The 23402-nt window shown below is 65.9% G+C and carries 25 protein-coding genes; 11 read left to right on the top strand and 14 right to left on the bottom strand.

The annotated features are described in order from the left end of the window. Nucleotides 1-78: 78 nt before the first annotated feature. From F8E02_RS03660 to F8E02_RS03650, 3 genes are read left to right on the top strand one after another with little or no spacing between them, the layout of a single operon-like run. A complete protein-coding gene (locus F8E02_RS03660; RefSeq protein ID WP_317064107.1) occupies nt 79-435 on the top strand; it encodes an STAS domain-containing protein in 357 nt (118 codons plus the stop codon). A 28-nt stretch (nt 436-463) separates the two neighbouring features. Further along, nucleotides 464-1831, top strand: coding sequence for a PP2C family protein-serine/threonine phosphatase (locus F8E02_RS03655; protein ID WP_317064106.1), 1368 nt, complete (start codon nt 464-466; stop codon nt 1829-1831). Further along, a complete protein-coding gene (locus tag F8E02_RS03650) occupies nt 1831-2241 on the top strand; it encodes an ATP-binding protein (protein WP_317064105.1) in 411 nt (136 codons plus the stop codon). Before F8E02_RS03655 ends, F8E02_RS03650 begins: the two co-directional genes overlap by 1 nt. On the opposite strand, the gene F8E02_RS03645 is transcribed toward F8E02_RS03650, so the two are convergent. Beyond that, the gene (locus F8E02_RS03645; protein ID WP_317064104.1) at nt 2233-3072 is read right to left on the bottom strand and encodes a nucleoside 2-deoxyribosyltransferase; all 840 of its coding nucleotides are present in this window, start codon (nt 3070-3072) and stop codon (nt 2233-2235) included. The genes F8E02_RS03650 and F8E02_RS03645 overlap by 9 nt on opposite strands. A 35-nt stretch (nt 3073-3107) precedes the next feature. On the opposite strand from F8E02_RS03645, the gene F8E02_RS03640 reads away from it, so the two are divergent. Continuing rightward, nucleotides 3108-3599, top strand: coding sequence for a DUF367 family protein (locus tag F8E02_RS03640; protein ID WP_317064103.1), 492 nt, complete (start codon nt 3108-3110; stop codon nt 3597-3599). A 724-nt stretch (nt 3600-4323) separates the two neighbouring features. Beyond that, nucleotides 4324-5976, top strand: coding sequence for a cache domain-containing protein (locus tag F8E02_RS03635; RefSeq protein ID WP_317064102.1), 1653 nt, complete (start codon nt 4324-4326; stop codon nt 5974-5976). Nucleotides 5977-6147: 171 nt separating this feature from the next. On the opposite strand, the gene F8E02_RS03630 is transcribed toward F8E02_RS03635, so the two are convergent. Further along, nucleotides 6148-6885, bottom strand: coding sequence for an SAM-dependent methyltransferase (locus F8E02_RS03630; protein ID WP_317064101.1), 738 nt, complete (start codon nt 6883-6885; stop codon nt 6148-6150). A gap of 221 nt (nt 6886-7106) precedes the next feature. Here F8E02_RS03630 and F8E02_RS03625 point away from each other — a divergent pair, with 221 nt between their 5' ends. From F8E02_RS03625 to F8E02_RS03615, 3 genes are all read left to right on the top strand, one after another. Further along, nucleotides 7107-8987, top strand: coding sequence for a PAS domain-containing protein (locus tag F8E02_RS03625; protein WP_317064100.1), 1881 nt, complete (start codon nt 7107-7109; stop codon nt 8985-8987). A gap of 205 nt (nt 8988-9192) precedes the next feature. Further along, a complete protein-coding gene (locus F8E02_RS03620) occupies nt 9193-9693 on the top strand; it encodes a HEAT repeat domain-containing protein (protein WP_317064099.1) in 501 nt (166 codons plus the stop codon). A gap of 93 nt (nt 9694-9786) precedes the next feature. Then, the gene (locus F8E02_RS03615; RefSeq protein WP_317064098.1) at nt 9787-10467 is read left to right on the top strand and encodes a hypothetical protein; all 681 of its coding nucleotides are present in this window, start codon (nt 9787-9789) and stop codon (nt 10465-10467) included. Here F8E02_RS03615 and F8E02_RS03610 read toward each other — a convergent pair. From F8E02_RS03610 to F8E02_RS03590, 5 genes are all read right to left on the bottom strand, one after another. Next, complete coding sequence (locus F8E02_RS03610) at nt 10464-11060, bottom strand: hypothetical protein (RefSeq protein ID WP_317064097.1); 597 nt, start codon at nt 11058-11060, stop codon at nt 10464-10466. The two genes, F8E02_RS03615 and F8E02_RS03610, sit on opposite strands and share 4 nt — an antisense overlap. Further along, nucleotides 11057-11998, bottom strand: a complete 942-nt coding sequence (locus tag F8E02_RS03605; protein WP_317064096.1) for a hypothetical protein — start codon at nt 11996-11998, stop codon at nt 11057-11059. Before F8E02_RS03605 ends, F8E02_RS03610 begins: the two co-directional genes overlap by 4 nt. A gap of 136 nt (nt 11999-12134) precedes the next feature. Next, nucleotides 12135-13004, bottom strand: a complete 870-nt coding sequence (locus F8E02_RS03600) for a sulfite exporter TauE/SafE family protein (protein WP_317064095.1) — start codon at nt 13002-13004, stop codon at nt 12135-12137. Nucleotides 13005-13126: 122 nt separating this feature from the next. Beyond that, on the bottom strand, nt 13127-15334 hold the full coding sequence (glgP, locus tag F8E02_RS03595; RefSeq protein ID WP_317064093.1) for an alpha-glucan family phosphorylase: 2208 nt from the start codon (nt 15332-15334) through the stop codon (nt 13127-13129). Between the two features lie 55 nt (nt 15335-15389). After that, complete coding sequence (locus tag F8E02_RS03590; protein WP_317064091.1) at nt 15390-15668, bottom strand: 2TM domain-containing protein; 279 nt, start codon at nt 15666-15668, stop codon at nt 15390-15392. Nucleotides 15669-15943: 275 nt separating this feature from the next. Here F8E02_RS03590 and F8E02_RS03585 point away from each other — a divergent pair, with 275 nt between their 5' ends. From F8E02_RS03585 to F8E02_RS03575, 3 genes are all read left to right on the top strand, one after another. Next, nucleotides 15944-16669: an ABC transporter ATP-binding protein gene (locus tag F8E02_RS03585; protein WP_394357922.1), complete on the top strand. Its 726-nt coding sequence runs from the start codon at nt 15944-15946 to the stop codon at nt 16667-16669. Next, entirely contained in the window at nt 16656-18059 is a 1404-nt protein-coding gene (locus F8E02_RS03580) for a hypothetical protein (RefSeq protein WP_317064090.1), read from the top strand. The genes F8E02_RS03585 and F8E02_RS03580 overlap by 14 nt, the downstream gene beginning before the upstream one ends. Before the next feature lie 360 nt (nt 18060-18419). Further along, the gene (locus F8E02_RS03575) at nt 18420-18710 is read left to right on the top strand and encodes a hypothetical protein (RefSeq protein WP_317064089.1); all 291 of its coding nucleotides are present in this window, start codon (nt 18420-18422) and stop codon (nt 18708-18710) included. Here F8E02_RS03575 and F8E02_RS03570 read toward each other — a convergent pair. From F8E02_RS03570 to F8E02_RS03540, 7 genes are all read right to left on the bottom strand, one after another. Next, entirely contained in the window at nt 18700-19068 is a 369-nt protein-coding gene (locus F8E02_RS03570) for a YigZ family protein (RefSeq protein WP_317064088.1), read from the bottom strand. The two genes, F8E02_RS03575 and F8E02_RS03570, sit on opposite strands and share 11 nt — an antisense overlap. After that, nucleotides 19065-19574: a dual specificity protein phosphatase family protein gene (locus F8E02_RS03565; RefSeq protein ID WP_317064087.1), complete on the bottom strand. Its 510-nt coding sequence runs from the start codon at nt 19572-19574 to the stop codon at nt 19065-19067. Before F8E02_RS03565 ends, F8E02_RS03570 begins: the two co-directional genes overlap by 4 nt. A 7-nt stretch (nt 19575-19581) precedes the next feature. Then, nucleotides 19582-20508: an ROK family protein gene (locus tag F8E02_RS03560; protein ID WP_317064086.1), complete on the bottom strand. Its 927-nt coding sequence runs from the start codon at nt 20506-20508 to the stop codon at nt 19582-19584. A 100-nt stretch (nt 20509-20608) separates the two neighbouring features. Further along, entirely contained in the window at nt 20609-20845 is a 237-nt protein-coding gene (locus tag F8E02_RS03555; protein WP_317064085.1) for a KTSC domain-containing protein, read from the bottom strand. Nucleotides 20846-20903: 58 nt separating this feature from the next. Beyond that, a complete protein-coding gene (locus F8E02_RS03550; protein ID WP_317064084.1) occupies nt 20904-21116 on the bottom strand; it encodes a KTSC domain-containing protein in 213 nt (70 codons plus the stop codon). Nucleotides 21117-21177: 61 nt separating this feature from the next. Next, entirely contained in the window at nt 21178-22851 is a 1674-nt protein-coding gene (locus tag F8E02_RS03545) for a hypothetical protein (RefSeq protein ID WP_317064083.1), read from the bottom strand. Nucleotides 22852-22991: 140 nt separating this feature from the next. Next, a complete protein-coding gene (locus tag F8E02_RS03540; RefSeq protein ID WP_317064082.1) occupies nt 22992-23369 on the bottom strand; it encodes a hypothetical protein in 378 nt (125 codons plus the stop codon). Nucleotides 23370-23402: the final 33 nt, after the last annotated feature.

The following is a 23402-nucleotide window of genomic DNA, read 5'->3' as shown; positions in this document are numbered from 1 at the left end:
CTCAATACACCCTCATTTTTTCGCTCTCGCCGGACGCAGAGCAACATCTTTTAGCCATCAGATTGAAATAGTTGATAAATGCGCGATCACCTGGAGATTACCGAGAGGAGAGCAGGCGCCGTCGATATCGTCGCGGTGAAGGGCAGGCTCGATGCCTCCTCCTCGGAGGCGGCAGAAGAGCGGATCAACCGGGTACTCGATACCGGAAGCAGGCACCTCCTCATCAACCTCTGCGATCTCAGCTACATCAGCAGCTCCGGCCTCCGGGTGCTGCTTGCCGCACTGAAGCGGCTGAAGAAGGACGGCGGCACGCTCCGGATCGCCTGCGGAAACCCGCAGATCCTCGAGGTCTTCACCATGGCCGGGTTCCACCGGATCTTCTCCCTCGCTCCCGACGAAGCGGCGGCGCTTGCCGGGTTCCCGGCGGAGCCCTGAGCGGGCGCGCCAGGGGGTGTAGACCGGCATGGCACTCTCCGGCTACGGCGATACGTTCTTTGTGCTCCTGCAGATGATCTGCGTCGTCGTGGTGGTCGCCTACCTGATCACCCGGACGGCGTCGTTCACCCAGGTGCTCGACGGCGTCTTCACCTGGAAAGGCCAGGCCATCCTCACTCTCCTCTTTGGCGCGCTCTCCATCTACGGCACCGAGAGCGGGATCACCATCCTCGGCGCCACGGCAAACGTCCGCGACCTCGGCCCGATGGTCGGGGGGCTCGCCTGCGGCCCGGTGGTGGGACTCGGCGCCGGCCTGATCGGCGCCGCGTACCGCTTCTCCCTCGGCGGGTTCACCGCCCTCCCGTGCGCGGCCGCAACGGTCCTGGCGGGTCTCTTCGGGGGGCTGATCTTCCTTCTTGCCGGGAGGAAGTTCATCGGGATGCACGGCGCGGTCCTCTTCGCCGTCGGGATGGAGGCCTTCCACATGGGGCTCACCCTCGCCATCTGCCGGCCGTTCGAGCAAGCGCTCACCGTCGTCGAGGGGGTGGCCCTCCCGATGACCATCGCAAATGCCACCGGAGTCTTCGTCTTCGCGCTCATCATCGGAAACCTGATCGCCGAACGGCAGACGAAGGCCGAGCGGGATACCTACCTCTCCGAACTCGAGCGCAAAAAGGCCGAACTCAGGATCGCCCACGACATCCAGATGAGCTTCCTCCCCGAACGGCTGCCGGAGGTTCCGGGGATCGAACTCGCCGCCCTCTCGCTCCCGGCAAAGGAGGTCGGCGGCGACTTCTACGACGCGATCCCGCTCCCCGGAGACCGGACGGCCTTCGCCATCGCCGACGTCGCCGGGAAGGGCGTCCCGGCGGCGCTCTTCATGGCGCTCTCGCGGACGGTCCTGCGGGCGAACACCCTGGTCCCGCGGAGCGCCCGCGAGGCCGTGGGCGAAGCCAACTCGCTCATCGCCGAGGACGCGAAGTCCGGGATGTTCGTCACCCTCTTCTACGCGGTCGCCGATCCGGCGAAGCGGACGCTCACCTACGTCAACGCGGGGCATAACCCGCCTCTCCTCTTCCGGTCGGGCGCCGTCCGGCCGGTCCGGTTGGAGGGCACGGGGATCATCCTCGGGGTCATGCCGGAGGCCGAGTACGGGGAGGAGACCGTCGCGCTTGCGAGCGGCGACCTCCTCCTCCTCTACACGGACGGGATCACCGAGGCGATCAATCCCGGCGAGGAGCAGTTCGGGGAGGAGAGGTTGATCGAGACCGTCACGGGCTGCCGCGACCTCTCCCCCGGCGAGATCGTCGACCGGATCCGCGGCGCGGTAGCCGGGTTCTCAGGAGATGAACCGCAATTCGACGACCAGACACTCATGATACTGCGGGTGGTATGATGGCTGAACTCACGATACGGGCGGATCTCTCGGCGCTCGCGACGATCGCCGAATTTCTCGCCGAAGAACTCAACGGTAGCGGTGATGAACTCATCTTTGCCCTGCAACTCGCCGTCGACGAGGCCTGCAGCAACACCATCCTCTACGGCTACCCCGACGGGGAGGCCGGGACGATCACGGTCGGCTGCACGGTAGACGATGAGGCCGTCTGCGTGACGATCGCCGACGACGGCGTCGCGTTCAACCCGCTCAACGCCCCGCAGCCGTCTCTCGATACCCCCGTAGAAGAGCGGCCGATCGGGGGGCTCGGCGTCCACTTCATCCGGACGGTGACGGACCGCGTCTCCTATGCCAGGATCGGCGACAGAAACGTCCTTTCGATGGAGAAGAGGCGGCCGGCCTCACCCTGACGCAGGAAGAAGCGAGCCGAGCGCCTGAGGGAGGTCCTCTTTTGCCGCGACCACCCTCGCCGACTCCTCGAGCATCAGATTGACGAGCTCGTTCTGCCCGGCGATCCGGAAATCCGTCCGGAGCGCGACGATCTTTTTTCCAAGGGCGTAGGCATACCCCATCTCCCACGATGTCCCGGAATCGGCGTCCGCGCCGTCGATGACCGCGACGACGGCATCGATATCCCGGAGCACCCGGAGATGCTGCGTGAAGATGGTCCGGTGCTCCTCCCGGCACCGGGTGCAGCTCGTGTCCCCCACCTCCTGGGGGAGGTAGACGTCGAAGAGGTGGGCTTCGAGGAGGTCGCGGAGAACGAGGTTGTAGGCCCTCTCAGCCTCCGAGAAGAGCGGGCCTGCAAGGTAGACCCGGTAGCGGGAGAACTCCTTCACGTCGATTGCCGGGATATCCGGGAACCGGGCGAGGAACGCCCCCCGCCCGGGCTGCTTCACGGACGAGTAGTAGGTGGCCGTCACCCCGCAGGTGGGGGAGGAGTCGACCCCGACGATCGCAAGCGGCGGCTCGCCCCGCTCCCGGATGAGGGCGCGGACCTCTGCCTCGAGCCGGTCGAGGAGCGCCGAGAACTCATCGGTCGCGAGCCGGTCGAGGAACGAGCCCGGCTCCCGGTCGGCGCCGAGGTAGATCGTCTCCGGGCAGGGGAGCGGGACCATCTCGACCGAGAAGCGCCGGCAGCGTTCCGCGGCCCGGTGGAAGTAGCGGAGATCCTCCTCTGTCGTTATCCCGCGGGCACGGCAGGCGGGATTGAGGATGCAGGGAGCGACGAGCACGTACATTGATAGGATCTCGGCGGCGTACCATAACAAGGCAGATGATACGGCTCTACGCTTATCGGGACAATACCTGCGACCCCCGGAAATGCACGATGAAGAAACTCGCGCAGCGGGGGCTCGTCACGATCGTCACAAGCATTGCAAAGATCCCCCGCTCGACCCTCCTCCTCGACCCGACGGCGGAGAGAGCGGTCTCTCCCGCCGACCGGGACCTCCCCTCGGTGACGGCGCTCGACTGCTCCTGGGAGGTCCTCGACACCGGGGCCGTCGCCTCCTGGCGCAACCGCCGGGCGCTTCCCTTCCTCGTTGCCGCAAACCCGGTGAACTTCGGCCGGCCGTTCCGCCTGACCTCGGTGGAGGCGATGGCCGCAACCCTCTACATCCTCGGCGAGAAAGAGCAGGCCCGAGATATCCTCGCCCCGTTCGGGTGGGGGCTGCGGTTCCTCGAGGTGAACGCCGACCCGCTCGAGGACTACGCGGGGGCAAAGGACAGCGCCGAGGTCGTCGCCCTCCAGGCGCTGTACATGTGAGCCACGCTGCAGGGATGGCGCGAGAGGAGAGCATCCCCCTCCGGTGTGGAAGATGAAGCAAGGCTGTGTCTGAACGAAGAAGAGGGCGCACCAGCGTCAGAGGGGGCACAGGGGGTGGATACCCACCCGACCGCCCACACGTGCCGAACGCCGCACGCGACGAGTGAGTAGTACGAGCACTTCCCATCCGGGGCGTGCTCCACTCGCGTTTACAGTTCTCTCATGTCACCGGGGTAAGGTTCCCCAAGATATTAGATGATCCATGCGGTATTTATACGATTCTATTTTATTTCGCCCATTAGCCGCCAATCTCAGCCCGAATCGCCGAAAAACTTTTGAACTGTCCTCGATTCTCACGAGTATCTGCAGCGTCGGAGTTCCGGATAGGTAAACAAACGAGAATAAAACGACGGAAGTAGGAGGCGATTCCTTCCCGGTGTTTCTCTGCCGGCACCCGGCATGAAGGCGCATACGACTTCCGCCCGGAGTCCGGCCGGGACCCGAACGATCGACCCCCGCAGCCCGGAGACGCCCATCCTGCATCGCGCACTGCGGATCCCGGCAACAGACCTCCCACGATCCGTTTCGCGGATCCGTGCGTCCGGCGCAGTGCAGCGCAAAAACGACTGCCAGGGCATGGAAATTCCGGGGTTTTGTGAAATATTTCCCGGGCAGGCTCCTGGAATTTCGGCATATTTAACTGCAGGCCGGGGTAATTTCGGTTATGCGCATATGTACGATCGCTGCCGCTCTCGTCATCGCCGTCACGGTGCTCGGAGCAGGCTGCATGGAAGAGAGCCAGCCCCCCCTGCAGACGACCCGGGACGCCGTCCTCCAGGAGGCCGTCCTCGCGATAGATCAGGAGCTCGCCTCGGTCGGGGCTTCGCTCGGGGAGGATGCCCGGGTGCTCGGCGAGACCGGGCTTTCGGGCGCTGCAGGGAAAGAAGCACTGAAGCAGACGCTGCTGGAGTACCCCTGGGCCGAGTCATACCTCGTGATATCGAGAGATGGTATCGTGGTTATGGCCGTGCCCGAGAACTATGCCGGCCTCGTGAACACGGACGTCTCGTCCCAGCCGCAGGTTCAGCGAGCGGTCCGGGAGCGGGCGCCGCTCATGAGCGAGGCCTTCTACCTCAATGAGGGATTCACCGGGATCACCCAGAGCTACCCGATCTGCGGGACGGAGTACCTGGGATTCGTCAGCATCGCCTACAGGCCCGACGCCCTCATCGGACGGACGATCGCGCCCCTGACGAACGGCACCCCGTACGACATCTGGGTGGCGCAGACCGACGGGCGGGTGATCTACGACACCACCCCCGAGGAGATCGGGCGCAACCTCTTCTCGGACCCCGATTACCAGGTACCGGGGCTCCAGGAAGCGTTTGCCCGGATCGTCGCCGAACCCACGGGATCTCTTGAGTATTCGTTCTGGGACCGGAGCTGGGAGCGGAACGTGACCAAGGAGGCGATCTGGGGGACTGCCGGGATCGACGGAGCCGAATGGCGCGTCGTCGTCACGCGGAACCTCGACGCAGCGGAGCGGCAGCAGGCCCCGGCAGGCGAGAGGCCCCCTGCGGCGGATGCGGCCGAGGAGATGAAGGCTTTCGTCGCCTCTGCTGCGGCGTATGCACGGGAGCACGACCGGACGGAGGCACTTGCCGCGTTCAACGACCCCGACGGAGAATTCGCCAGGGATGAGCTCTACATTTTCGCCTACGACATGAACAGCACCGTCCTTGCCCTTCCCTTCCAGCCGGCGTTCATCGGGACGAACCGTAGCGAAGTGCACGACTCAAGCGGCGTGGCGTATATCTACGGCATGAGCAGGCTTGCGGCGGAAGGGGGCGGCAGCATCTACTATCTCTACCCGAACCCGGCGCGGGGGTACGCGGAGGAACTCAAACTCGGCTACGTCCTCCCCGTAGACGGGACCTGGTTCGTCGGGTCGGGGATCTACATCCCTGAGGTCGCGACCGACTTCAACACAAGCGTCAGGGAGACGCTCGTCCAGCGGGTGAAGGCCGCAAGGGGCTTTGCTCAGGAGCAGGGGAGAGAGACGGCATGCGCAGCCTTCAACGACCTTTCCGGTGACTTCGCCGACGGCGGGGCATACATCTTTGCTTACGGGACGGACGGGACGACGCTCGCCCTCCCCTACCAGCCCGATCTCATCGGGAAGAACCGTCTCGACTTCGAGGACCGGTACGGCGTCAGGGTGATCCTGCTTGAGAGCGCCGCAGCAGAGGCCGGGGGCGGGTTCGTCTACGTCACCTATTACAACCCGGATACCGGGCTTGACGGGCTCAAACTCTGCTACGTCGCTCCGGTGGACGAGAAATGGTTCGTCGGCTCCGGGGTGTATGCCGGAGCGTAACCGGAACTTCCTTTTTTGGCTCAGGGGAAAATTCCCGTCAAAGGTCGCACTCCCTGCCCCCCCAGCGACCATGAGAACCATCCGCACGCGAAGGCGCGAAAGCGCGAAGATAACCGTCAATACCACTTCGCCGAACTTCGCGTTCTTCGCGGCTTCGCGCGAGACCTCCTCTCACCAGAAGCCGGGCACCATGACATACATCGCCCAGTCCATATACTCCCGGCCGTAGCCGAAGTACTCGTCCTGGACGCGGCGGAGGTAGCCGACCATGAAGTCGCGGTCGGGGTGGTCGGAGTGGCTGCCGAGCCAGGAGAGAACCGCCTGCCAGATCGCCGACTCGTAGCGGTCCCAGTCTTCGGGACCCGCCCGGATGACGGCGGCGACGTCGAGCCCGGCCTCGCGGGCGGTGCCGAGGATCTCGTAGCCGGTCAGGACGTCGGGCCACTCGCGGGCGAACTCCGGCGGGACGCGGTCCGACCGCCAGCAACGGTCGCCGATGACGATCGTCCCCTCGTCGTGGACGAGACCGAGGAGGGAATCGAGCGTCGCCGAAAACCCGCCCTGGATGTGGGACGCCCCGATCGATACGGCGCAGTCGAACGGTTCGTCGGGGGCGTAGTCGCGGGCGTCCATGCACCGGACGCTGAGCCGGTCGCCAAGCCCCGCCGCCCGGAACGTCTCCTCCGCCCGGTTGCAGGCGTCCTCGCGGGACTCGATGCCGAGGCCGGATATCCCGTACTCCTGCCCCCAGAGCGCGAGGATCGTCCCGTTCCCGCACCCGGTCTCCACGACGCGGGTCCCCCTGCCGAGCCCTGCCGCCTTTCCCGCGGCGAGCACTTTTGCCGGGGTGGTCGGGTTCATGATCGCGAGCGCTCCCTGTGTTATGCTGACGAGTTCTCTGTCCTCCATAATCGGCTGCCCTCCGGGCCTGTCCTACAGGATACGTCCTCCCCCCATAAATCCCTGCACCCCGGCCGATCTTCCCCCGGCCTCCCTGCGCACCGATGAGCGTCTGCGTTCCGGAGGTGCCGTCCGCCTCCTGAGAGAGGCATTCGATCCGCCGGAGATACAGCCCCGCCGCAAGACGAAAGAAGTATATATTATACGCAGGCCTACAACGGCGGTATGGCATGCAGCCGGATCAGGATCTCCCGGGGAGGATCCTGCGGACCCTCAAGTTCCGGCCGAAGGGTATGACGATCACGGAGATCGCAAGGGCCCTCGGAGCAAACCGGAACTCGGTCTCCAGGCACCTCGAGGTGATGCAGGCAGAAGGCCAGGTCGAGGCGCGGCTCGTCGGCAACGCCAAGGTCTACTCGGTCGCGCAGCGTATACCTCTCTCGGCGTTTCTCTGTTTCACGAAGAACCTGATCCTGGTCCTCGATGCCGACCTCACGATCGTCCAGGCCAACGACCAGTGCCTGAGGCGATTTCGGCGTACAAAAGATGAGATCGTCGGCTGCAACATCCGCGATGCGGCCCTCCCGGTCGTCTCTTCGCCGGAGGCGCTCGCCGTGGTCGAGGGCCTCGAGCGCGAGCAGGTGATCGCCGAGATCCAGCACCGGCGGGACGACGGCAGCGAGTCCTTCTACCAAATGCAGGCGATCCCGACGACGTTTGAGGGCGGGGAGAAGGGCTGCACCGTCGTGCTCGAGGATATCACCGAGCGGAAACAGTACATCCGGAACACGATGTTCCTCGCCCGGACGGCGACCGACCTCGTCGATCTGCCGCCGGTGGGCGATATCTACCAGTACATCGTCGACCGGCTCATGGAGCTCGCGCCGGGGACATACATCTTCATCATCTCCTACGACGAGCCCGACCGTCAGTTCGTCGTCCAGGCGGTTGGAGGCGAGGGGTTCCGGGAGGGGGTCACGGCACTTCTGGGGCGCGACCCCCTCGGCCTGATCCTCCCGGTCACCCGTCTCCTGGAGGCCCCGTACAACGAGACCCCCCTCTTGCTGCGCGGCCTGCGGGAGTTTGTCTTCCGCCCCGAACCGTCCTCATGGTCGTTCTACGACCTCTGCTTCGGGGTGGTCCCACAAGAGGTCTGCGAGGCGATCCTCTCCCGATTCAATATTGTGAAGACGTGCATCATAGGGCTGGTCTGGCGCGAGCAACTCTTCGGCATCGCCGGCATCTTCCTCCCCGCCGGAAGGGAACTCGAGAACCGGGAGACGGTGGAGTCGTTCGTCCGGCAGGCCTCGATCGCCCTCGCGCGGCGCGAGACCGCCCAGCAGCTCCGGCTGAGCGAGGCCCGGTTCCGGGGCATGGTCGACTCGTCCCCCTTCGGGGTCGCGCTCATCGACCGCGAGGGGCGGTTCGTCTACGTCAACCGCCGGTTCGTAGAGATCTTCGGTTACGGTCCGGACGAGGCGCCCACGGTCGCTGAGTGGACCCGGCTGATCTTCCCGGACGAAGAGGCCCGGCAGGAAGCCCTCGGCGCCTGGCGATCGGACCTTGAGCGGTCGGTTCCAGGCCAGGTCAGGCCCCGGACGTTTACTGTCCGGTGCCGGGACAGATCGAGGAAGACGATTCTTTCCCGCTTCGTAACACTCTGCGACGGGACAGAGTACTCGACCTGCGAGGATATCACCGAGGAGACGCGGGCCTACCGCCTCCTCGTCGCGGACATCGCCGACCTGCGGCGGCGGGAGCAGGAGATGCTCCTCAAAGACCGGGCTATCGCCTGCACCGGGCGTGCGGTCGCCCTCCTCGCCCCGGACGGGGTGGTGACCTACGCGAACGCCGCCTACCTCGCCCTCTGGAACTACCCGACAGCAGAGGAGGTGCGGGGGTCACACTTCTCCCGGTTCTGGGAAGAGCCGGAGGAGATGCGGGAGATCATCCGGATGGTTCTCGATGGCGGGTCCTGGCATGGCGAGCGGGCCGGCATCCGGAACGGCGGTGCGAAGTTCCGGGTGGACCTTCTCGCGACGCCGATCATCGGCGAAGACGGCAGGGTGCTCGGCATGATGGCGGCAGTTACTGCTAGGGCAGTAACTTGAGAAAACGCGAAGTGTTTTCGAGTGGCGACGCGTGTCTCAAAGGGTGCGACGTTCCGCTAGGAGCGGAGCTTCCACCGGCCGCCGCGGAAGGGTATAAAAATCTATGCCCGGCACTGCCGTTCCGCAGTACTGTACGGCGATTCCGGTGCGTAAAGGCTTATTGTAACGCCGGGACACCCCCCATCTGTAAAGAGGAGGTGAGGAGATGCAGAAGACGATCGAGAGGAGAGAAGTTAAGGCGGGCGAGCCCGGGCAGGTCCGGGAACTGATGCACGTCATGCTGAACGCCGACACCTACACCAGCCTGCAGGCTGTCGGGAGTCTCGGGACCATCGGGGCGCCGGCGATCGGGCCGCTGGTGCAGGCCCTGCTCGCCACCGACAGCGATGCACGCTGGACCGTGGCGATGGCGCTCGCCCGAACCGGGGCCGAAGCGGTGGAGCCGCTCATCGGGGTCCTGCTCGTCGCGGACGACGATATCAAGAACCCGGCAGTCTGGGCACTCGCCGAGATCGGTGATCCCCGGGCGGTCGACCCGCTGATCGGCATCCTCAGGACCAGCCGGTCCGAGTGCTGCCGGGCCCTGACCGCCGCCGCCCTGCTGAAACTGGGGGATCCGGCGGGGGTCGCCGAGGTCGAGAGGACGTTTGCGCAGCTGGGCCATGAGTTCGAAGGCCTTGCCATGGAAGCACTCGAGGGGACGTGAAGCGCCCCCGGTCCGCCCAACCATCTCTTTTTCCCGCCCCGTCCCCGGATCGTATGAGTAACTACTAATAGCGCCTCAAAACAAGAGATCAGTATGCAAGGGCGCCACATCCCGCTCCTTATCCTCCTTGCGGTCGCCGTCGTGGCCGGAGGCTGCACGGCGCCCGATACGGTTGCAGATCTCCAGTCCGATTCCCCCGCCCCGCCGCAGCTGCTGACGCTGGCGCAGACGTTGCTGGGGGGTCTTCCGGCCCCCACCCCCGCCGCACCCCCCCGCGAGAATACGACCCTCGAAGTGAGGAAGGTGGCGTTCGTCGACCCGCGGACCTACCAGATCCCGACCCCGACACCCACGATCACGATGACAAAGCAGCCTAACGACCTCCGGGTCTCCGAGAGGATGGTGGACTACGCAACGGCAACCATCGACCGGCCTCCCCGTGTTCTTGCCACCGAGGTCTATCGTATCCCGTACCCCTACTGGGCCGTCAACGTGAGCGTGACGCCGATGAACGACTACTCCTGGTTAGCAATGGAGATCTACGAAAAGAGCGACCCCAACAAGATTGTCAGGGAGATCCAGTACTCCCGTTCCGATCTGGCACGCCCCGGAAACGTCTCGACAAAAGATAACTCTACAGAGAGCGGCTCTGCACGAAAGGAGGAGACATTCACCATCCGGGAAGGCTACGGCGACTATTACTTCATCATCCGTTCTGAGTCGCTGAAGTCGCTCACCATCACCGTCAAGGTCCCGGAGAAGTATCTCGTCTAGGCGGGAGAGATCTCCTCCCCGCTCTCTGCAGCCCGGAGTTCCCGCTCGTACTCTTCTACCGCGGCCAGATACTCCTTCCACGCACCGTCCGCCTCTTTGAGATTATCCTTTGCCGCGGCGTAGGCCTTTGCGTCGTAGGCGGCCGCGGCCGAGGACCAGAGGGAGAACGCCCGGTTCAGGCTCTCGAGCGCCCGGATGTAGGCCGCCTGCGCTCCGGCATAACTCATCGGGACCACATCGGCAGCGATCACCTGCCGGTGATAGGCCGTGACCCCCCTCCCGTACTCCGCGAGGGCTCCAAACTGCCGCATATACGCGTCAGTCTCACCGATCGAGAGGTGGTCAGGGGAAGAGCGCATGTGCGTCGAGACCGCCTCGTGGAGCCGGTGGAGGTCTGCCTCCGAGGCTGCCATATGGCTGCCGAACGCCGCAACCCGCTGCTCCTTGGTGTGGTCGAGATACAGGTTCCACCCGATGAAAACGACGGCTATCAGGGCAACCGCCGCCCCGACGGCGATGAGCGCCTGCCGCCGGCTGACGGTGATTTTCGGAAGTTTCGGGAGTTTCGGAGCCTTCAGGTCCACGGCACTCACGCCCCTCTCCCCGGCAGCCGGACCGGGTGGATACGGTATTCGGCGGGCATGAGGAGGTAGCGCAGGGGAATGATCTCCGGCGTCCCCGACCTCACGCTCTCGACCGGCCCGGCCCGGGTATCACCGATCGGGGCAGGCCTGGCCCAGAACGTCGAATTTCCCGTGGAGACCGAGGTGTAGTTCGTCCCCTCGACGTAGTAGTAGTGCTTCCCCTCGTACGTGAAGTATTTCGGCGTGTACTTCGCGTAATAGGGGTTGAACCCCTCCATCCGGATACCGAGCGCCATGTGGTCCGGGTACCGGAGCAGCACCGTATCGTAGCTGAGAGCGTCGAGGAGCCCAGCCATCAGGATAGCCGCATCCTCGCTGTCTCCCTTCCCGTCGACGAGCGTCTCGACGGGGTATCTGGTGTACTCAACACTCTTTCCCACATGCCGGGCATACCGGGGGAGGACGCCTTCGGTATAGGAGTCGGTGCTGTTGTCGGGCGCGTACGGTATCTGCTGGACGAAGAAGATCAGGTTCATCAGCCGGAAGTACTCCTCTTCCGGGTTGGCGGTCGGGGGTGCGATCCGGCGGGCGAGGTCGTCGAGGACCGGCCGATCGGCATCCGCGAGGGCGTATCGCCCCCAGGCGAGCGGGTCGGCAAACCGGGGGGTCGCCCGGCGCTCGAGGAAGAGCGCCTCCGGGACCCGGACCTCCGTTGTATGGACCCCGCCGTCGATCGACGTCCAGCGGAAGGTCCGGGTGTAGACCGGAGCGCCTTCCGGGAACGGCGTCGCGGCCGGGGCCGGGATGGGCGGGTGATACACGGGCGGTGCCGCCCCGGCGAGAGAGGGGCCGCCCGATGCCGGGAGGAGCGCGGGTTTCACTACGAGAGCGACGAGCAGGATCACGATCCCGCCCGCGAGAACGCTGACAATATCCTTCCACTCCATCTCCGGGGCCCCACCGCGTATCGGTACTAGGATATGGGCGGCCGCCGGCTAAAAACCTTGACGGCAACCGGGCTTTCCGTCACTGCCGGTCCCGGAGGCCCGTCCGCCTCCCCGGCAACCATTCCGGAGATACGGTTCAGGGCACCCCGATACCGAGGAACCCCGCGATAAAGCGGATCGCCGCGTAGAGGAAGTAGAGGCCGAAGACCAGTTTCAGGGTCGCCGGCCGGAACCTTCCGATCGACGCGGCCCCCGCCTGGGCGCCGGCGATCGACCCGGCAGCGAGGATCAGCCCCGCCCCGACGGCGACATACCCTTCCGCGAGTTTGATCCCGCCCCCGACGACCGCCATCGGGATCATGGACGCTAGCGACGTCCCCATCGTGACAGAGACCGGGGCGCCGAAGAGGTAGAGCAGCCCCGGGACGAGGGCGTAACCGCCCCCAAGCCCGGTGATCCCGGTCAGGACCCCGACGGTGGCCCCGAAGAGGGCGTGGCCGGGAGCGGTTCCCCCGACACGCTCAGGCTCCGGCCGGGTGCCGGACCGGAGCCCGTCCCGGATCATCCCTATCGACGGGGCGAGGAAGATCAGGCCGAGGATCAGGTCGAGGACGCGGGTATGGTCGACGATGAAGGAGAAGAGCCAGGAGCCGATGAGGACACCGAGAAGGCCGCCCGTGGCGATCCGGGCTGCCACCCGGCCGTCGAGATTCCCCCGCGCAAGGTGGCCGACGGCGCCGGAGAGCGAGGTGAAGACGACCACAAAGAGCCCGGTCCCGATAGCGACGGGCTCCGGAAATCCGAGGTAGAAGTACATGACGGGGAGCATGATCGTCGACCCCCCGACCCCGATCAGCCCCCCGAAGACCCCGGCGACGACGCCGACGGCGAGAAGGAGGAGGACGGCGCCCGGCGTCGCCGGCGGCGCGACGACGAGGGCTGAACCGAGCATCGTCGCAACCACCGCGGCGAGCAGCGCCCCCCGGGCAAACAGGCCGCTCGTCATGCGTCCGGGTTCCCTTCCCGGGGCACCGGGTAGCCCCCTCTCGCTTCACGCCGGACCGTTGCCGGGCAGGATGCCATATGGGAGCAGGTTGTCCCCGCCGTCGCATCAACCTGCCGGAGCCGTCAGCGGGGGATGCAGACCCCCTCGATTCCGGCCGCCCGCTTCGCCGGGCCGGCCGCGTACATGCAGACCGAGGGATAGTAGTGCGTGACATACTCTTTGAGCATCCGGACCGCGCAATACTGCGGGGCGATGCTCTTGATCGACTCTTTCATGATCCGGACCCACTTGTGCGGGGTATCATCTATCGTCCGCGAGTAGTAGAGCGGGGCGAGCTCGTTCTCGATCAGGTCGTAGAGCGTCCCTGCGTCAGGCTGCCCCTCTCCCGAGTAGGGGGGGCGGCCCTCGAAGCCCCAGCCGTTTCTGCCGTTGTAGCCCTCGACCCACCAGCCATCCAGGACCGAGAGGTTCGGCACCCCGTTCATCCCCGCCTTCATGCCGCTCGTCCCGCTCGCCTCCATGAGCGGGACGGGAGTGTTCATCCAGACGTCGACGCCGTGGACCATGTAGCGTGCAAGCTGCTCGCCGTAATCCTCGATGAACGCGATCCGGCCTCCGAACCGGGGGTCCTGGGAGTACTGGTAGATCTCCTGCAGGATCTGTTTGCCCCGCTCGTCGGCAGGGTGGGCCTTCCCGGCGAAGATGAACTGCACCGGCCTCCAGCGGTTGTTCACGATCCGGTCGAGGCGGTCCAGGTCCTCGAAGATGAGGTCGGCCCGCTTGTACTCGGCAAACCGCCTGGCAAACCCGATCGTCAGCGCCGAGGTGTCGAGCATGAGCCCTTCGGCGGCCAGGTTCGCGGGCTCCTCCCGGTGCCCCGCCCACTTCATCCGTTTCCGATCCCGGAGCCGGGCGAAGAGTTTCATCTTCAGCCACTGGTGCTCGCGCCAGAGCTCTTCGTCCGGGATCTCGTCGACCACCTCCCAGAGCGCCGGGTTATCGTACTCCTCCCGCCAGTTCGGGTAGACCGAGTCCATGTACCGGTCAAAGAGCGCTTCGATCCGGTGGTTCAGCCATGAGGGCATGTGGACTCCGTTCGTGATGGCGTCGATCGGGATCTTCTCGACGGGCAGATCGGGCCAGAGGGGCTGCCACATCTCGCGGGCGACCTCGCCGTGTTTCTGCGAGACGCCGTTGTGGAAGCGGCTCATACGGAGGGCGAAGGCGGTCATGTTGAACCCGGCGCCCGGGCTGTGAGGGTCCTCTCCGAGCGCCATGAACTCGTCCCAGGTCAGACCGAGCGACGAGCAGTAGGTGCGGAAGTACTTCGCCATCAGTTCCTCAGGGAAGACGTCGTGGGCGGCCGGCACAGGGGTGTGGGTGGTGAAGACCGAGGTCCCCCGGACCTGTTCCCGCGCATCTCCGGGGGGCATCCCGGCATCGAGTCGTTCGCGGAGCCGCTCGAGGAGGGCGAACGCCGAATGGCCCTCGTTCAAGTGCATCGCCGAGTACTCGATGCCAAGGGTATGGAGGACCTTCCGCCCGCCGATGCCGAGGACCACCTCCTGCCGGAGGCGGCACTCGATCTCCTTCAAGTAGAGGCGGTGGGAGATGTTCCGGTTCTCGGGCTCGTTCTCGTCGATGTGGGTATCGAGGAGGTAGAGGGGGACACGCCCCACCTGCACTTTCCAGACGGCGACGTAGATGGCGGGCTCGATCAGAGGGACACGGATCACGAGCTGCCGGCCGCTATCGTCGAGCACCCGGAGAACCGGCGCGGCGTCGCGGTCCAGGACCTCTGCGATGTTCTTCTGCCAGCCGTTCGCTTCGATGTGCTGGTGCAGGTAACCCTCGGCATACATGAACCCGACGGCGACCAGCGGCACGCCGAGGTCGCTCGACGCCTTGACATGGTCCCCCGCGAGGATGCCGAGCCCCCCCGCGTAGAACGGGAGCGAGTGGTGGAGCCCGAACTCGCTTGAGAGGTAGGCGATCGTCAGCGGCACGCGGCCGGGGTAGTACTGCGAAAACCAGCTCGTCTTCGGCTCCATATACTGCCGGAACCGGTACATGATGATGTCGTAGCGGCGGAGGTACTCCGGGTTCGTCGCTGCCCGCTCGAAGAACCGCGGCGGAGTATCGAGAAGCATTCTGACCGGGTTGTGGCCGCTCATCTTCCACTCCGCCCGGTTCAACATCTTGAAGAGAACGCTTGCCGAGGAGTGCCAGCTCCACCAGAGGTTGTACGCAAGGTCGACCAGCCCGGAGATCCGCTCCGGGACGTGAGCGAACCGGTCGTAGGGTATCTCCGTCATCATCGTGACGGGCATTACCGGTCACACCTGATAAGTGCTTCTGTCACCTCACGGCCGCTCAGAAACCAAACTATCGCCGCTCTTCCCGCTCCATGATCTCCCGGATCTTTCGCTCCTCCCATTCCCTGCCGAAGACCCGGCCGCCGACGAAGACGCTGAGCGCGTGGAAGATCACGCCTACCCCCCAGAAGATGGTCACCCAGTAGAACCAGAGCCCGCCGGGGCTGGTCACCATGTTGATCGTAAAGAGAAGGAGGTTGACGACAACGTAGATGGCAAAGTGCGTATAGAACCCGCGGATCTCCTCAACCTGTCTCCTCGCATGGGCATGCCGTTCCTGTTCATCCATGAATCCCGGTAGCCGGCCCGAGCGGTTATACCTATCCATGTGCTCCGGGGCCGGCTCTGCACCGGAGGGAATCCCGCAGGGAGCCGTGGCCGGGCGGCAGCCGGGCGCGGGCGGGATGCCGGCCGGGATGAAACGAGGCTGCAGCCCGTAATAGAGGAGACCTGAGAGCCCTTTTTGACGGAAATCACGGGAAGAGAGGAGTGATAAATAGAAAAATATTATACGGACCTGCTGCCGATGTTCATTCACGAAGAACGCGGAGGAGCGTGACCGGCGTGCAGAAGATGATCGAGGCGGACGGCCTCACGAAGAACTACGGCAATGTTGCGGCGGTGAACGGGGTATCGTTCTCCGTTGGAAAAGGAGAACTCTTCGGCCTGCTCGGCCCGAACGGGTCGGGGAAGACGACGATGATCCGGATGTTGACCGGGCAGATTCCCCCGACCGCAGGATCGGCAAGGGTGATGGGGCTCGACCCGGCGAGAGATCCCATCGGCGTCAGGGGTCTCGTCGGGATCATCCCTGAACAGGAGTCGCCGCCGAGTTTCCTGACCGCCGAGGAGTATCTCCACTTCGTGGCCCGGATCCGGAACCTCGACCGGATCGAGGAGCGGTGCGACCGCTGGTTCGACCTCCTGGACTTCCGGGAGAAACGAGGCGTCCTCTGCAAGGACCTCTCGCGGGGCACCCGGCAGAAACTGATGTTTGCGCAGTCGTTCCTCCACGAGCCCCGGCTCGCGCTCATCGACGAGCCGCTGATCAACCTGGACCCCATCGTGCAGCGGACGGTCAAGGACTTCCTGGAGGATTACGTCCGTGACGGCGGGACCGTCTTCATCTCGACCCACATCCTCGAGATCGCCGCCGAGATCTGCGACCGGGTAGCGGTCCTCCACAACGGCAGGCTCCTCTACTGCGGCCGGACCGGGGACCTTGCAGGGTCCGGCGAGAGCCTCGAGCGTTCCTTCCTCGACCTGGTGCGGGGCGATGCCGGTGCCTGACCTCTTCTGGGCAATGATGAAGGAGGAGTGGCGGATCCACTCGACGATCTTCGGGAGCGCCGGCTTTGCGCTCTTTCCGGTGGTCGTCGCGTTCTTCGCCTTCGCGGGCTCGCTCACCCTCCCGATCTTCTCCGACACGCTCCCGTATGCCGCGATGGCCCCCCTCGCGCTCGCCCTCTTCCTGCTCGCGGGCGTGATGGTGGGGTCGTTCGGGACGATGGGCCGGGAGTTCATGAACCGCCGGTTCGGCCAGGCAAGCCTCCTCGCCTACGCTTCAAGGAGCCTCCCGATCTCGGAGCGGCGGATCTTTGCGACGTTCCTGGTAAAAGATACCGTCTACTACGTCCTCCTCTACGTCCTCCCCTTCGCGGCGGGGTTCACCGCGGCGACCCCGTTCATCTCCCTCGACCCGGCTCTCGGCATTCTTGCGCTCGTCTCGCTCGCGCTCGCCTTCCTCATCGGGCTCTCGATCGTCTGCCTCCTCTCGACGCTCTACGCCCGCTCCGTCCGGCTCCTCGCGGGAGCGATCGCGGTCCTCGCGGCCTGCGGGGTCGCGGTGTATGCCCTCGGGACCATCCCCGTCTTCCCCCCGTATGCCTTCCTCCTCGCCCCGGGACCGTCCCCGCTCGTACTCTCGCTCCTCCTCATCCTGGTCCCGGCCGCCGCCTCGGTCCTTCTCGTCACTGTCGACTACCCCGACCGGACGAGACGGTTCGAAAACCGCCTCGACCCCCTCGCAGAGAGGCTCCGCACCGTCGGCAGCGGGCACTTCATCGCGAAAGACGCCCTCGACCTCCTGCGGAGCGAGGGCGGCGCCGGAAAGGTGATCTTCTCGTTCCTCCTCCCGCTCGGCCTCGTCTGGGTCTGCCTCCGGATCCTGATCCGGTTCATCCCGGGGATCGACCCGCTCGTCGTCTTCGCGGTCCTGCTCGGCGTCCTCTCGGCCACCATCTACAACTGGCTGACCGAGTTCGACTCCTTCACGGCTTACGCCGTCCTGCCGGTGGAGGTCTCGGAGGTCATCGACGGGAAACTGAAGAGTTACGCCCTCGCAAACCTCCTCCCGGCCGCGGTGCTCGTGCTCGCGGCGGCGACGACCGGCGGGGAGGGGACCCTCCTCCCGGCCTTCGCCGCGTTCCTCTCGGTCTCCGCCTACACCCTCGCGGTGACGGTCTACCTCACCGGCCTCCACCCGAACGTCATGCTCTATGCCGCCGGGGTCTTCCTCCGCTACGTCCTCGCGATAAGCCCGGTCCTCCTCGGCCTGATCTTCGCCTCGCTCATCGACCCGGCATACGCCTTCGCGAGCCTCCTCCTCGTCCCGACGGCAGGACTCCTTATCGTCCGCGGGCGGAGAAAGTGGCGGGCATGGGAGATGCCGGGTTACTGACAATTACCGGAACTTCCGGGTAGGAATCGGATCTCACGCGAAGCCGCGAAAAACGCGAAGTTTGGGTACATACATCCCTTCTCTTCGCGGCTTCGCGGCTTCGCGTGAGGTAAAGTATAGGGACAGTGACACGGCCTCAAGCACACTCAAAGGAAGCCTCCTTCACAAGTTTCGCCGCTCCGCATGAGTCGACAGGGCACAGCAGAGAGAACCCTACACTTTCACCCCCCGCACGGCGCGGCTTTTAGACCCCTGCAGGAAGACCCGGGGGCATGCTGCGAAGGGCGGGATACATCCAGAGGTGCAGATGCGCCGCGATCGACGAGAAGGGAAGATCCTGCCGGACCCTCGAGGTTATGCTTGACGGCCGGGCGGTTCGGGGTCAGGGCATGGGAACTCCGGCAGGCGCTCGACGGCCTGCGCCCTGCCCGGATAGAATGGCTCCGCCAGGACCGGGGCCCGGTCCTCGACGGTGCGGCCGGGAGCGGGGAACTCTCCCGGTCCGGGGCGGCGCTCACGTTCACGCTCTTAACCGGGGAGCGCTACACGGTGCCGACGACGGCGGTCCGGGCGGTTTTCGCACGGGCCGCCGCGTTCGCTCCCGTCGCGGCGGTCCTTCCCGCCGGCAGGCGGACCTCCGTCACCGGGTGACCCCCGCCTCGCGGATCGCCGCTTCCCCGGCGTCGCGGAACGCGCGACCGACGTTTCCCGGCCCGAGGAGCACCCCGCCGAAGATCCTCGATACGACCAGCACGTGGCCGTCGAGGGCATGCTTCCGGAGGAGGTCGAGGAGCACCCTCCCCGGCCGGCCGACCTCGCCGTCGTTCTTGAACTCCTCGATCGAGCCGCACCGGAGAGCGGCGCAGTGGTGGGCGGCCTTCGGGTAGGCCTCCCGGTGGCCGGCGAGGACCGGTGCGAGATCCCCCGGCCCTGCCACCCGGTAGAGGTGCGCGTGGAACCGCGACCGCCGGACCTCAAACTTTGCCGCGCCGAGCGGCTCTGCGGTCACGCAGCCACCCGCTTCTTCGTATACTCCTCCCAGTGCGCCTCCATAAAGCCCCGGAACCCCCGACCGGGCCTGTATGGCGGGTATATCCGGCGGTAGGCCTCCTCCGCGGCGGCGAGGCTCTCCGTCGGCAGAACGTCGGTGTAGGCCGCAAGGTAGAGGAGCCCGATCGACGCCGACCGCGAGACCCCGAAGCCGCAGTGGACCAGCACCGGCCGGCCTGCCGCGAGGCAACGGCCGATGAAGGAGAGGGCGGCGTCGATAGCCTCCTTCGGGACGTCGGCGGGATTCCTCGAGTCGACCAAGTTGAGCATCAGCCGGTTCCCCCGCCGGGCGACCAGGCGTTCGGGGTGGTCTTCCGGCACCGTCCCGACGGGGGAGTAGGTGACGGCCAGGCAGTGGTAGGGGCTCCGGCAGGCATGTACCACGCACCAGGTCTCGTGGGTCTCCACCGTGACCTCGTAGTCCTCCTGCGTCCCGACATAGAGGTTCGGATAGATCTCGATCATGCCCCTCTCACCGCCCTTCCAGCGCATATGCCGCCGCGCCCAGGAGCGGCGCCTGTCCGGCGAGACTGGAGACGACGATCCGCGGGAGGGCGAGGTAGCGGTCGATATAGGGCTCCATATGCCGGATCACGAGGTCCCCGTGGTAGCGGGCGATCGGCCCGTCGAGCACGATCACATCGGGGTTGTAGGCGACGACGACCGCCGAGACCCCCCGGGCGTTCACCTGCCCGAGCGCCTCCATGAAGGCGAGGGCGACCGGATCCTCCTCTCGCGCCGCCGCAAAGATCGCCCGGGTCGAAGAGGCGTCGAATGCGACGCTCCCGGCGCCCGTAGCCTCCCGCCAGGCGGCGAAGAACCCGGGGACGTTCTTCCCCGAGGCGTAGGCCTCCCAGTGGCCCTTATAGCCGCACCCGCAGGTGAGGTTGTAGCAGGTCTCGACGGGGATGTGGCCGATCTCCCCGGCGTTCCCGTCCGCCCCGAGAAGGAGGCGGCCGTTCACCACCGCACCGCCGCCGAGCCCGGTCGAGAGGGTGATATAGACGACGTTATCGGAGCCGCGGGCGGCGCCCGCCCAGCGCTCGCCGAGGACGCCGGCCCGGGCGTCGTTGATCAGGGCGACCGGGAGATCGAACCGCCCGGCAAGCGGGCCGGTGATCTCCACGACCGGGAAGGCGATGTTGGGGGAGTTCGTGACCCACCCGCGGCCGAGGTCCAGGGGGCCGGCCGACGCGACGCCGATCGCCGCGACGTCCTTTCCCTCCGGTGAGGCGAGGAGAGCCTCGATCCGGGCGATGATCTCGGCGGTGATCACCGCCCCGCCGGACCCCGCGGTCGGGGTCGGGACGGCGACGTGGGCCGGTATGGTCGCATCGGAGCCTACCAGGGCGGCGCGAAGGTTGGTCGCGCCGAGGTCGACGGCAATCACGGTCGTCATGGTCATATCTCTCTGACGTTATCTCGAAGTACGCGGAGCGCGGGCATAAACCTACGCCCGGCAGGTCCGGGCAGGTCACGGGGGGAAGGGGGCTCCCGGCTCAGATCTCCTCCCCGACCGCCATGCAGGGGTACTTCTCCCGCGGATACCTGCCCTGGACCGACTCGCGTACGAACTCCTCCCGCGACGGGGCGGCGAGGAGGCGGTCATAGACCTCTTTTGGGACACCGGCGTAGCGGTAGGCGTTCCCGGTCGTGCAGATGACGAGGAGCGCCTTCGTCGTCGGATCGTAGCCGATCGATCGCGTGCCGTCATGCCCGGCTGGCTGCTGAGACATGCGGCCCGGTGTAGTCGGGGAGGATGATAGCGGTTGCGGCAGGGTGCTGCCGTACCGATCACCGGACCTTCTCGTAGGGGTAGCGCAGCCGGATGAAGTCCCCGAAGTACCGGCCCTTCGACCGGGCGGTGAGCAGCCCCTCGTAGACGGAGGCCGGCACCCCCACGTAGTGGTAGACGCCGCCGCTGTGGAACTCGACCTCCAGGATCTCGTCTTCCTCGTCGTAGCCGACAGACCTGATGTTGGTGGACGCGACCGCCTGGCGTTGCATGGACGGGGGTAGTGGAGTTGTGAGGGATAAGGGTTGCGGGGGATGACCGTATCGGCCGGGGTTACGGCTCGACCGATATGAACCCTGCATCCGGAGCCCGGTCGTAGACCGTCCTGTTGAACTTGTCGGGGCTGATATGGACCTGGCCCACCCCGAACCGGGTCTCGTACCCGGAGGCTACCCACTCCCTGAGCTGGTCGGTGAGGGGGATACCCGCCCTGCTCGGCACGAGGGCGGTCTCGACGTAGAAGTTCAGGCTCCCGTCGTCGTTCAAGACCTCCGGGGGGACGCTCGCATACATGCTCTTCCCCTGCACGGTGACGAGGTGCCGCACACCCCTCGCGCCGAAGACCCCGCCGGTATCCCCCACGAACATGGCGTCGAGCCTCCCGTTGTAGAGGGAGTAGACGAGCGCCGACTCAAAGAGACCGTCCGCGGCCTGGTCGGTGTCGAGGAAGACCGTGGTCACGGCACCGTCGTCCGGCTCAAGGCTTGCGTAGGTGACCTTCACGAGCAGGGTGCTCCCCGCATACCCGGCCTCGACCGAAGCGATCTCGTCCCCGTCGTAGCCGAACCCGGCGGAGTCGCCTGCAGGGTCGGAGACGAGGACCGGCTGCCCGGTGTATGCCAGAAGAGGCAGGACCGCACCGGTCGCGGAGTCGATCGCCCCCGTATCCGGGACCTGATCCGGTCCTCCGGGAGTGCCCATCGTATCGAGCGGGAATGAGTCGAGGACGATGCTCGCCCGCCCGTCGTCGGGGCCGAGCAGCGCAAGCGGAATCCGGAGGAAGGTCTGATTGCCGGCAACCAGAAACATGGCATCGTTGTAGGGAAGGCCGAGGGGAACCCCCGTCGTCTCCGCATCCCCTCCTTCGAGGAGGCCCGGGCCGGCCTTCTCCAGGCTCGCGCCTGTCCCGAGCAGGGTCCCGGCGGTGTAGACCAGGCGATAGTCGACCCCGAACGACGGCGGCGCCTCCCCGGCGTTCATGAACCCCGTGGCCAGGTTCTGGTCCGTATCGAGGAGGATCCAGCCTGTCAGGTCTCCCCCGAGGGAACTCCCGTCGCTCCCGACAGCGGCCGCGTAGGTCACCAGGATATCGAGCACGCCGTCGTGGACGTTCATCTCAAGATCTGTTACGTCCCCGGAGGGGGTCTCTCCTGCCGGGTCCCGGAACCTGCTGCTCGTCGGTTCACCCCCGTAGGGGACGCGGACCTCGCCGCTTTCGGCGTTCATGACCCCGTAATCCGGGGCCCGGTCGAAGGCAAAACCCGGCCCGGTCCCGGCATAGACGACTGCAAAGAGGTCCGGGTCGGTACTGCCTCCGAGGCTGCCGAGGGGCACCGCGACATCGATCCTGTTTCCACTCACCGAGAGGGTGTTCCCGCTCACCGGGTCGTCATTTACGGTCGTGGAGATGATAGGTTCGGTATAGATGATCGGCATGACGGAGAAGGCGTAGACGTAGTCCGCGCCGGTCCCCTCCCGGTAGCCCGTCGCAGGGTCCCGGTCGGCATCGACGAAGACCACCCCGCCGTAGTCCCCCGCGGGCTCCCGGGCAAGGTCCATCCGGACGTAGAGGACGCTCTCACGGACCTCACAGGAGAGGCCGGTGATATCGGGGTCCGGGAAATCCCCTGCCGGGTCGGAGATGCCGGCACCGGACACGGCAGAGGTGAGCAGCAGCACCGGAAGTAGGAAGAGCAGATACGTTCGCCTCCGGTCCATCTGCGCCATCGTCCTCCGGCCACCAGAGGAGCGGGAGGGGATAAAGGTGCCGCCCGGGCGAGGTGGAGCCGCCGGTTCTTCCGGATAGGCTTTGCGAAGTTGGATAGCTGCCGGAAAGAGCGGGCTTCGTTTTCAGGGAAAAGTCCGCCCTACACCGTCGTGACGAAGGCCGCGACTGCCGCAAGCCCAAGGAGCGTGAGGAAGACGAGCACCCCGGCCGTCCAGGCGATCATGAAGAGGGCGATCGTCGCAAGACCCGCCTCCCGGAACGGGACGGTCCCTGCGTTCATCCGCCGGGCCGTTGCCCAGGCATCGTAGATCCCGTAGAGCCAGACGGCAACACCGGGAATGAGCATCACGAGAAGCCCCGCGAGCGCGAGAACGAGCACGAAGAGGCCCTTCAGCGTCTCGCCGTTGCTGACCTGCCCCAGGCCCGGAAAGAGGAGGGAGAGCCCCGCCGCAAACACCGGGCTCTTCTCCCGCCTCGCCGGGGTACCGGCCCCGGGAAGTACTACCGATTCCGCCATGATCCTTGACATACTGCTCTTTAGCGGGGGAAG

The organism is Methanoculleus caldifontis, assembly GCF_032842345.1.
GTDB lineage: Archaea > Halobacteriota > Methanomicrobia > Methanomicrobiales > Methanoculleaceae > Methanoculleus > Methanoculleus caldifontis.
This window is presented reverse-complemented; position numbering and strand designations above follow the sequence as displayed.

Coding starts and splice junctions, on each gene's coding strand:
- F8E02_RS03625 (WP_317064100.1), top strand. CDS start 7,107: ATGCAGCCGGATCAGGATCTCCCGGGGAGGATCCTGCGGACCCTCAAG.
- F8E02_RS03545 (WP_317064083.1), bottom strand. CDS start 22,851: ATGGCGCAGATGGACCGGAGGCGAACGTATCTGCTCTTCCTACTTCCG.
- F8E02_RS03640 (WP_317064103.1), top strand. CDS start 3,108: ATGATACGGCTCTACGCTTATCGGGACAATACCTGCGACCCCCGGAAA.
- F8E02_RS03580 (WP_317064090.1), top strand. CDS start 16,656: ATGCCGGTGCCTGACCTCTTCTGGGCAATGATGAAGGAGGAGTGGCGG.
- F8E02_RS03650 (WP_317064105.1), top strand. CDS start 1,831: ATGGCTGAACTCACGATACGGGCGGATCTCTCGGCGCTCGCGACGATC.
- F8E02_RS03590 (WP_317064091.1), bottom strand. CDS start 15,668: ATGGATGAACAGGAACGGCATGCCCATGCGAGGAGACAGGTTGAGGAG.
- F8E02_RS03615 (WP_317064098.1), top strand. CDS start 9,787: ATGCAAGGGCGCCACATCCCGCTCCTTATCCTCCTTGCGGTCGCCGTC.
- F8E02_RS03560 (WP_317064086.1), bottom strand. CDS start 20,508: ATGACGACCGTGATTGCCGTCGACCTCGGCGCGACCAACCTTCGCGCC.
- F8E02_RS03605 (WP_317064096.1), bottom strand. CDS start 11,998: ATGGAGTGGAAGGATATTGTCAGCGTTCTCGCGGGCGGGATCGTGATC.
- F8E02_RS03630 (WP_317064101.1), bottom strand. CDS start 6,885: ATGGAGGACAGAGAACTCGTCAGCATAACACAGGGAGCGCTCGCGATC.
- F8E02_RS03620 (WP_317064099.1), top strand. CDS start 9,193: ATGCAGAAGACGATCGAGAGGAGAGAAGTTAAGGCGGGCGAGCCCGGG.
- F8E02_RS03550 (WP_317064084.1), bottom strand. CDS start 21,116: ATGCAACGCCAGGCGGTCGCGTCCACCAACATCAGGTCTGTCGGCTAC.
- glgP (WP_317064093.1), bottom strand. CDS start 15,334: ATGCCCGTCACGATGATGACGGAGATACCCTACGACCGGTTCGCTCAC.
- F8E02_RS03540 (WP_317064082.1), bottom strand. CDS start 23,369: ATGGCGGAATCGGTAGTACTTCCCGGGGCCGGTACCCCGGCGAGGCGG.
- F8E02_RS03655 (WP_317064106.1), top strand. CDS start 464: ATGGCACTCTCCGGCTACGGCGATACGTTCTTTGTGCTCCTGCAGATG.
- F8E02_RS03635 (WP_317064102.1), top strand. CDS start 4,324: ATGCGCATATGTACGATCGCTGCCGCTCTCGTCATCGCCGTCACGGTG.
- F8E02_RS03565 (WP_317064087.1), bottom strand. CDS start 19,574: ATGATCGAGATCTATCCGAACCTCTATGTCGGGACGCAGGAGGACTAC.
- F8E02_RS03645 (WP_317064104.1), bottom strand. CDS start 3,072: ATGTACGTGCTCGTCGCTCCCTGCATCCTCAATCCCGCCTGCCGTGCC.
- F8E02_RS03660 (WP_317064107.1), top strand. CDS start 79: ATGCGCGATCACCTGGAGATTACCGAGAGGAGAGCAGGCGCCGTCGAT.
- F8E02_RS03600 (WP_317064095.1), bottom strand. CDS start 13,004: ATGACGAGCGGCCTGTTTGCCCGGGGGGCGCTGCTCGCCGCGGTGGTT.
- F8E02_RS03555 (WP_317064085.1), bottom strand. CDS start 20,845: ATGTCTCAGCAGCCAGCCGGGCATGACGGCACGCGATCGATCGGCTAC.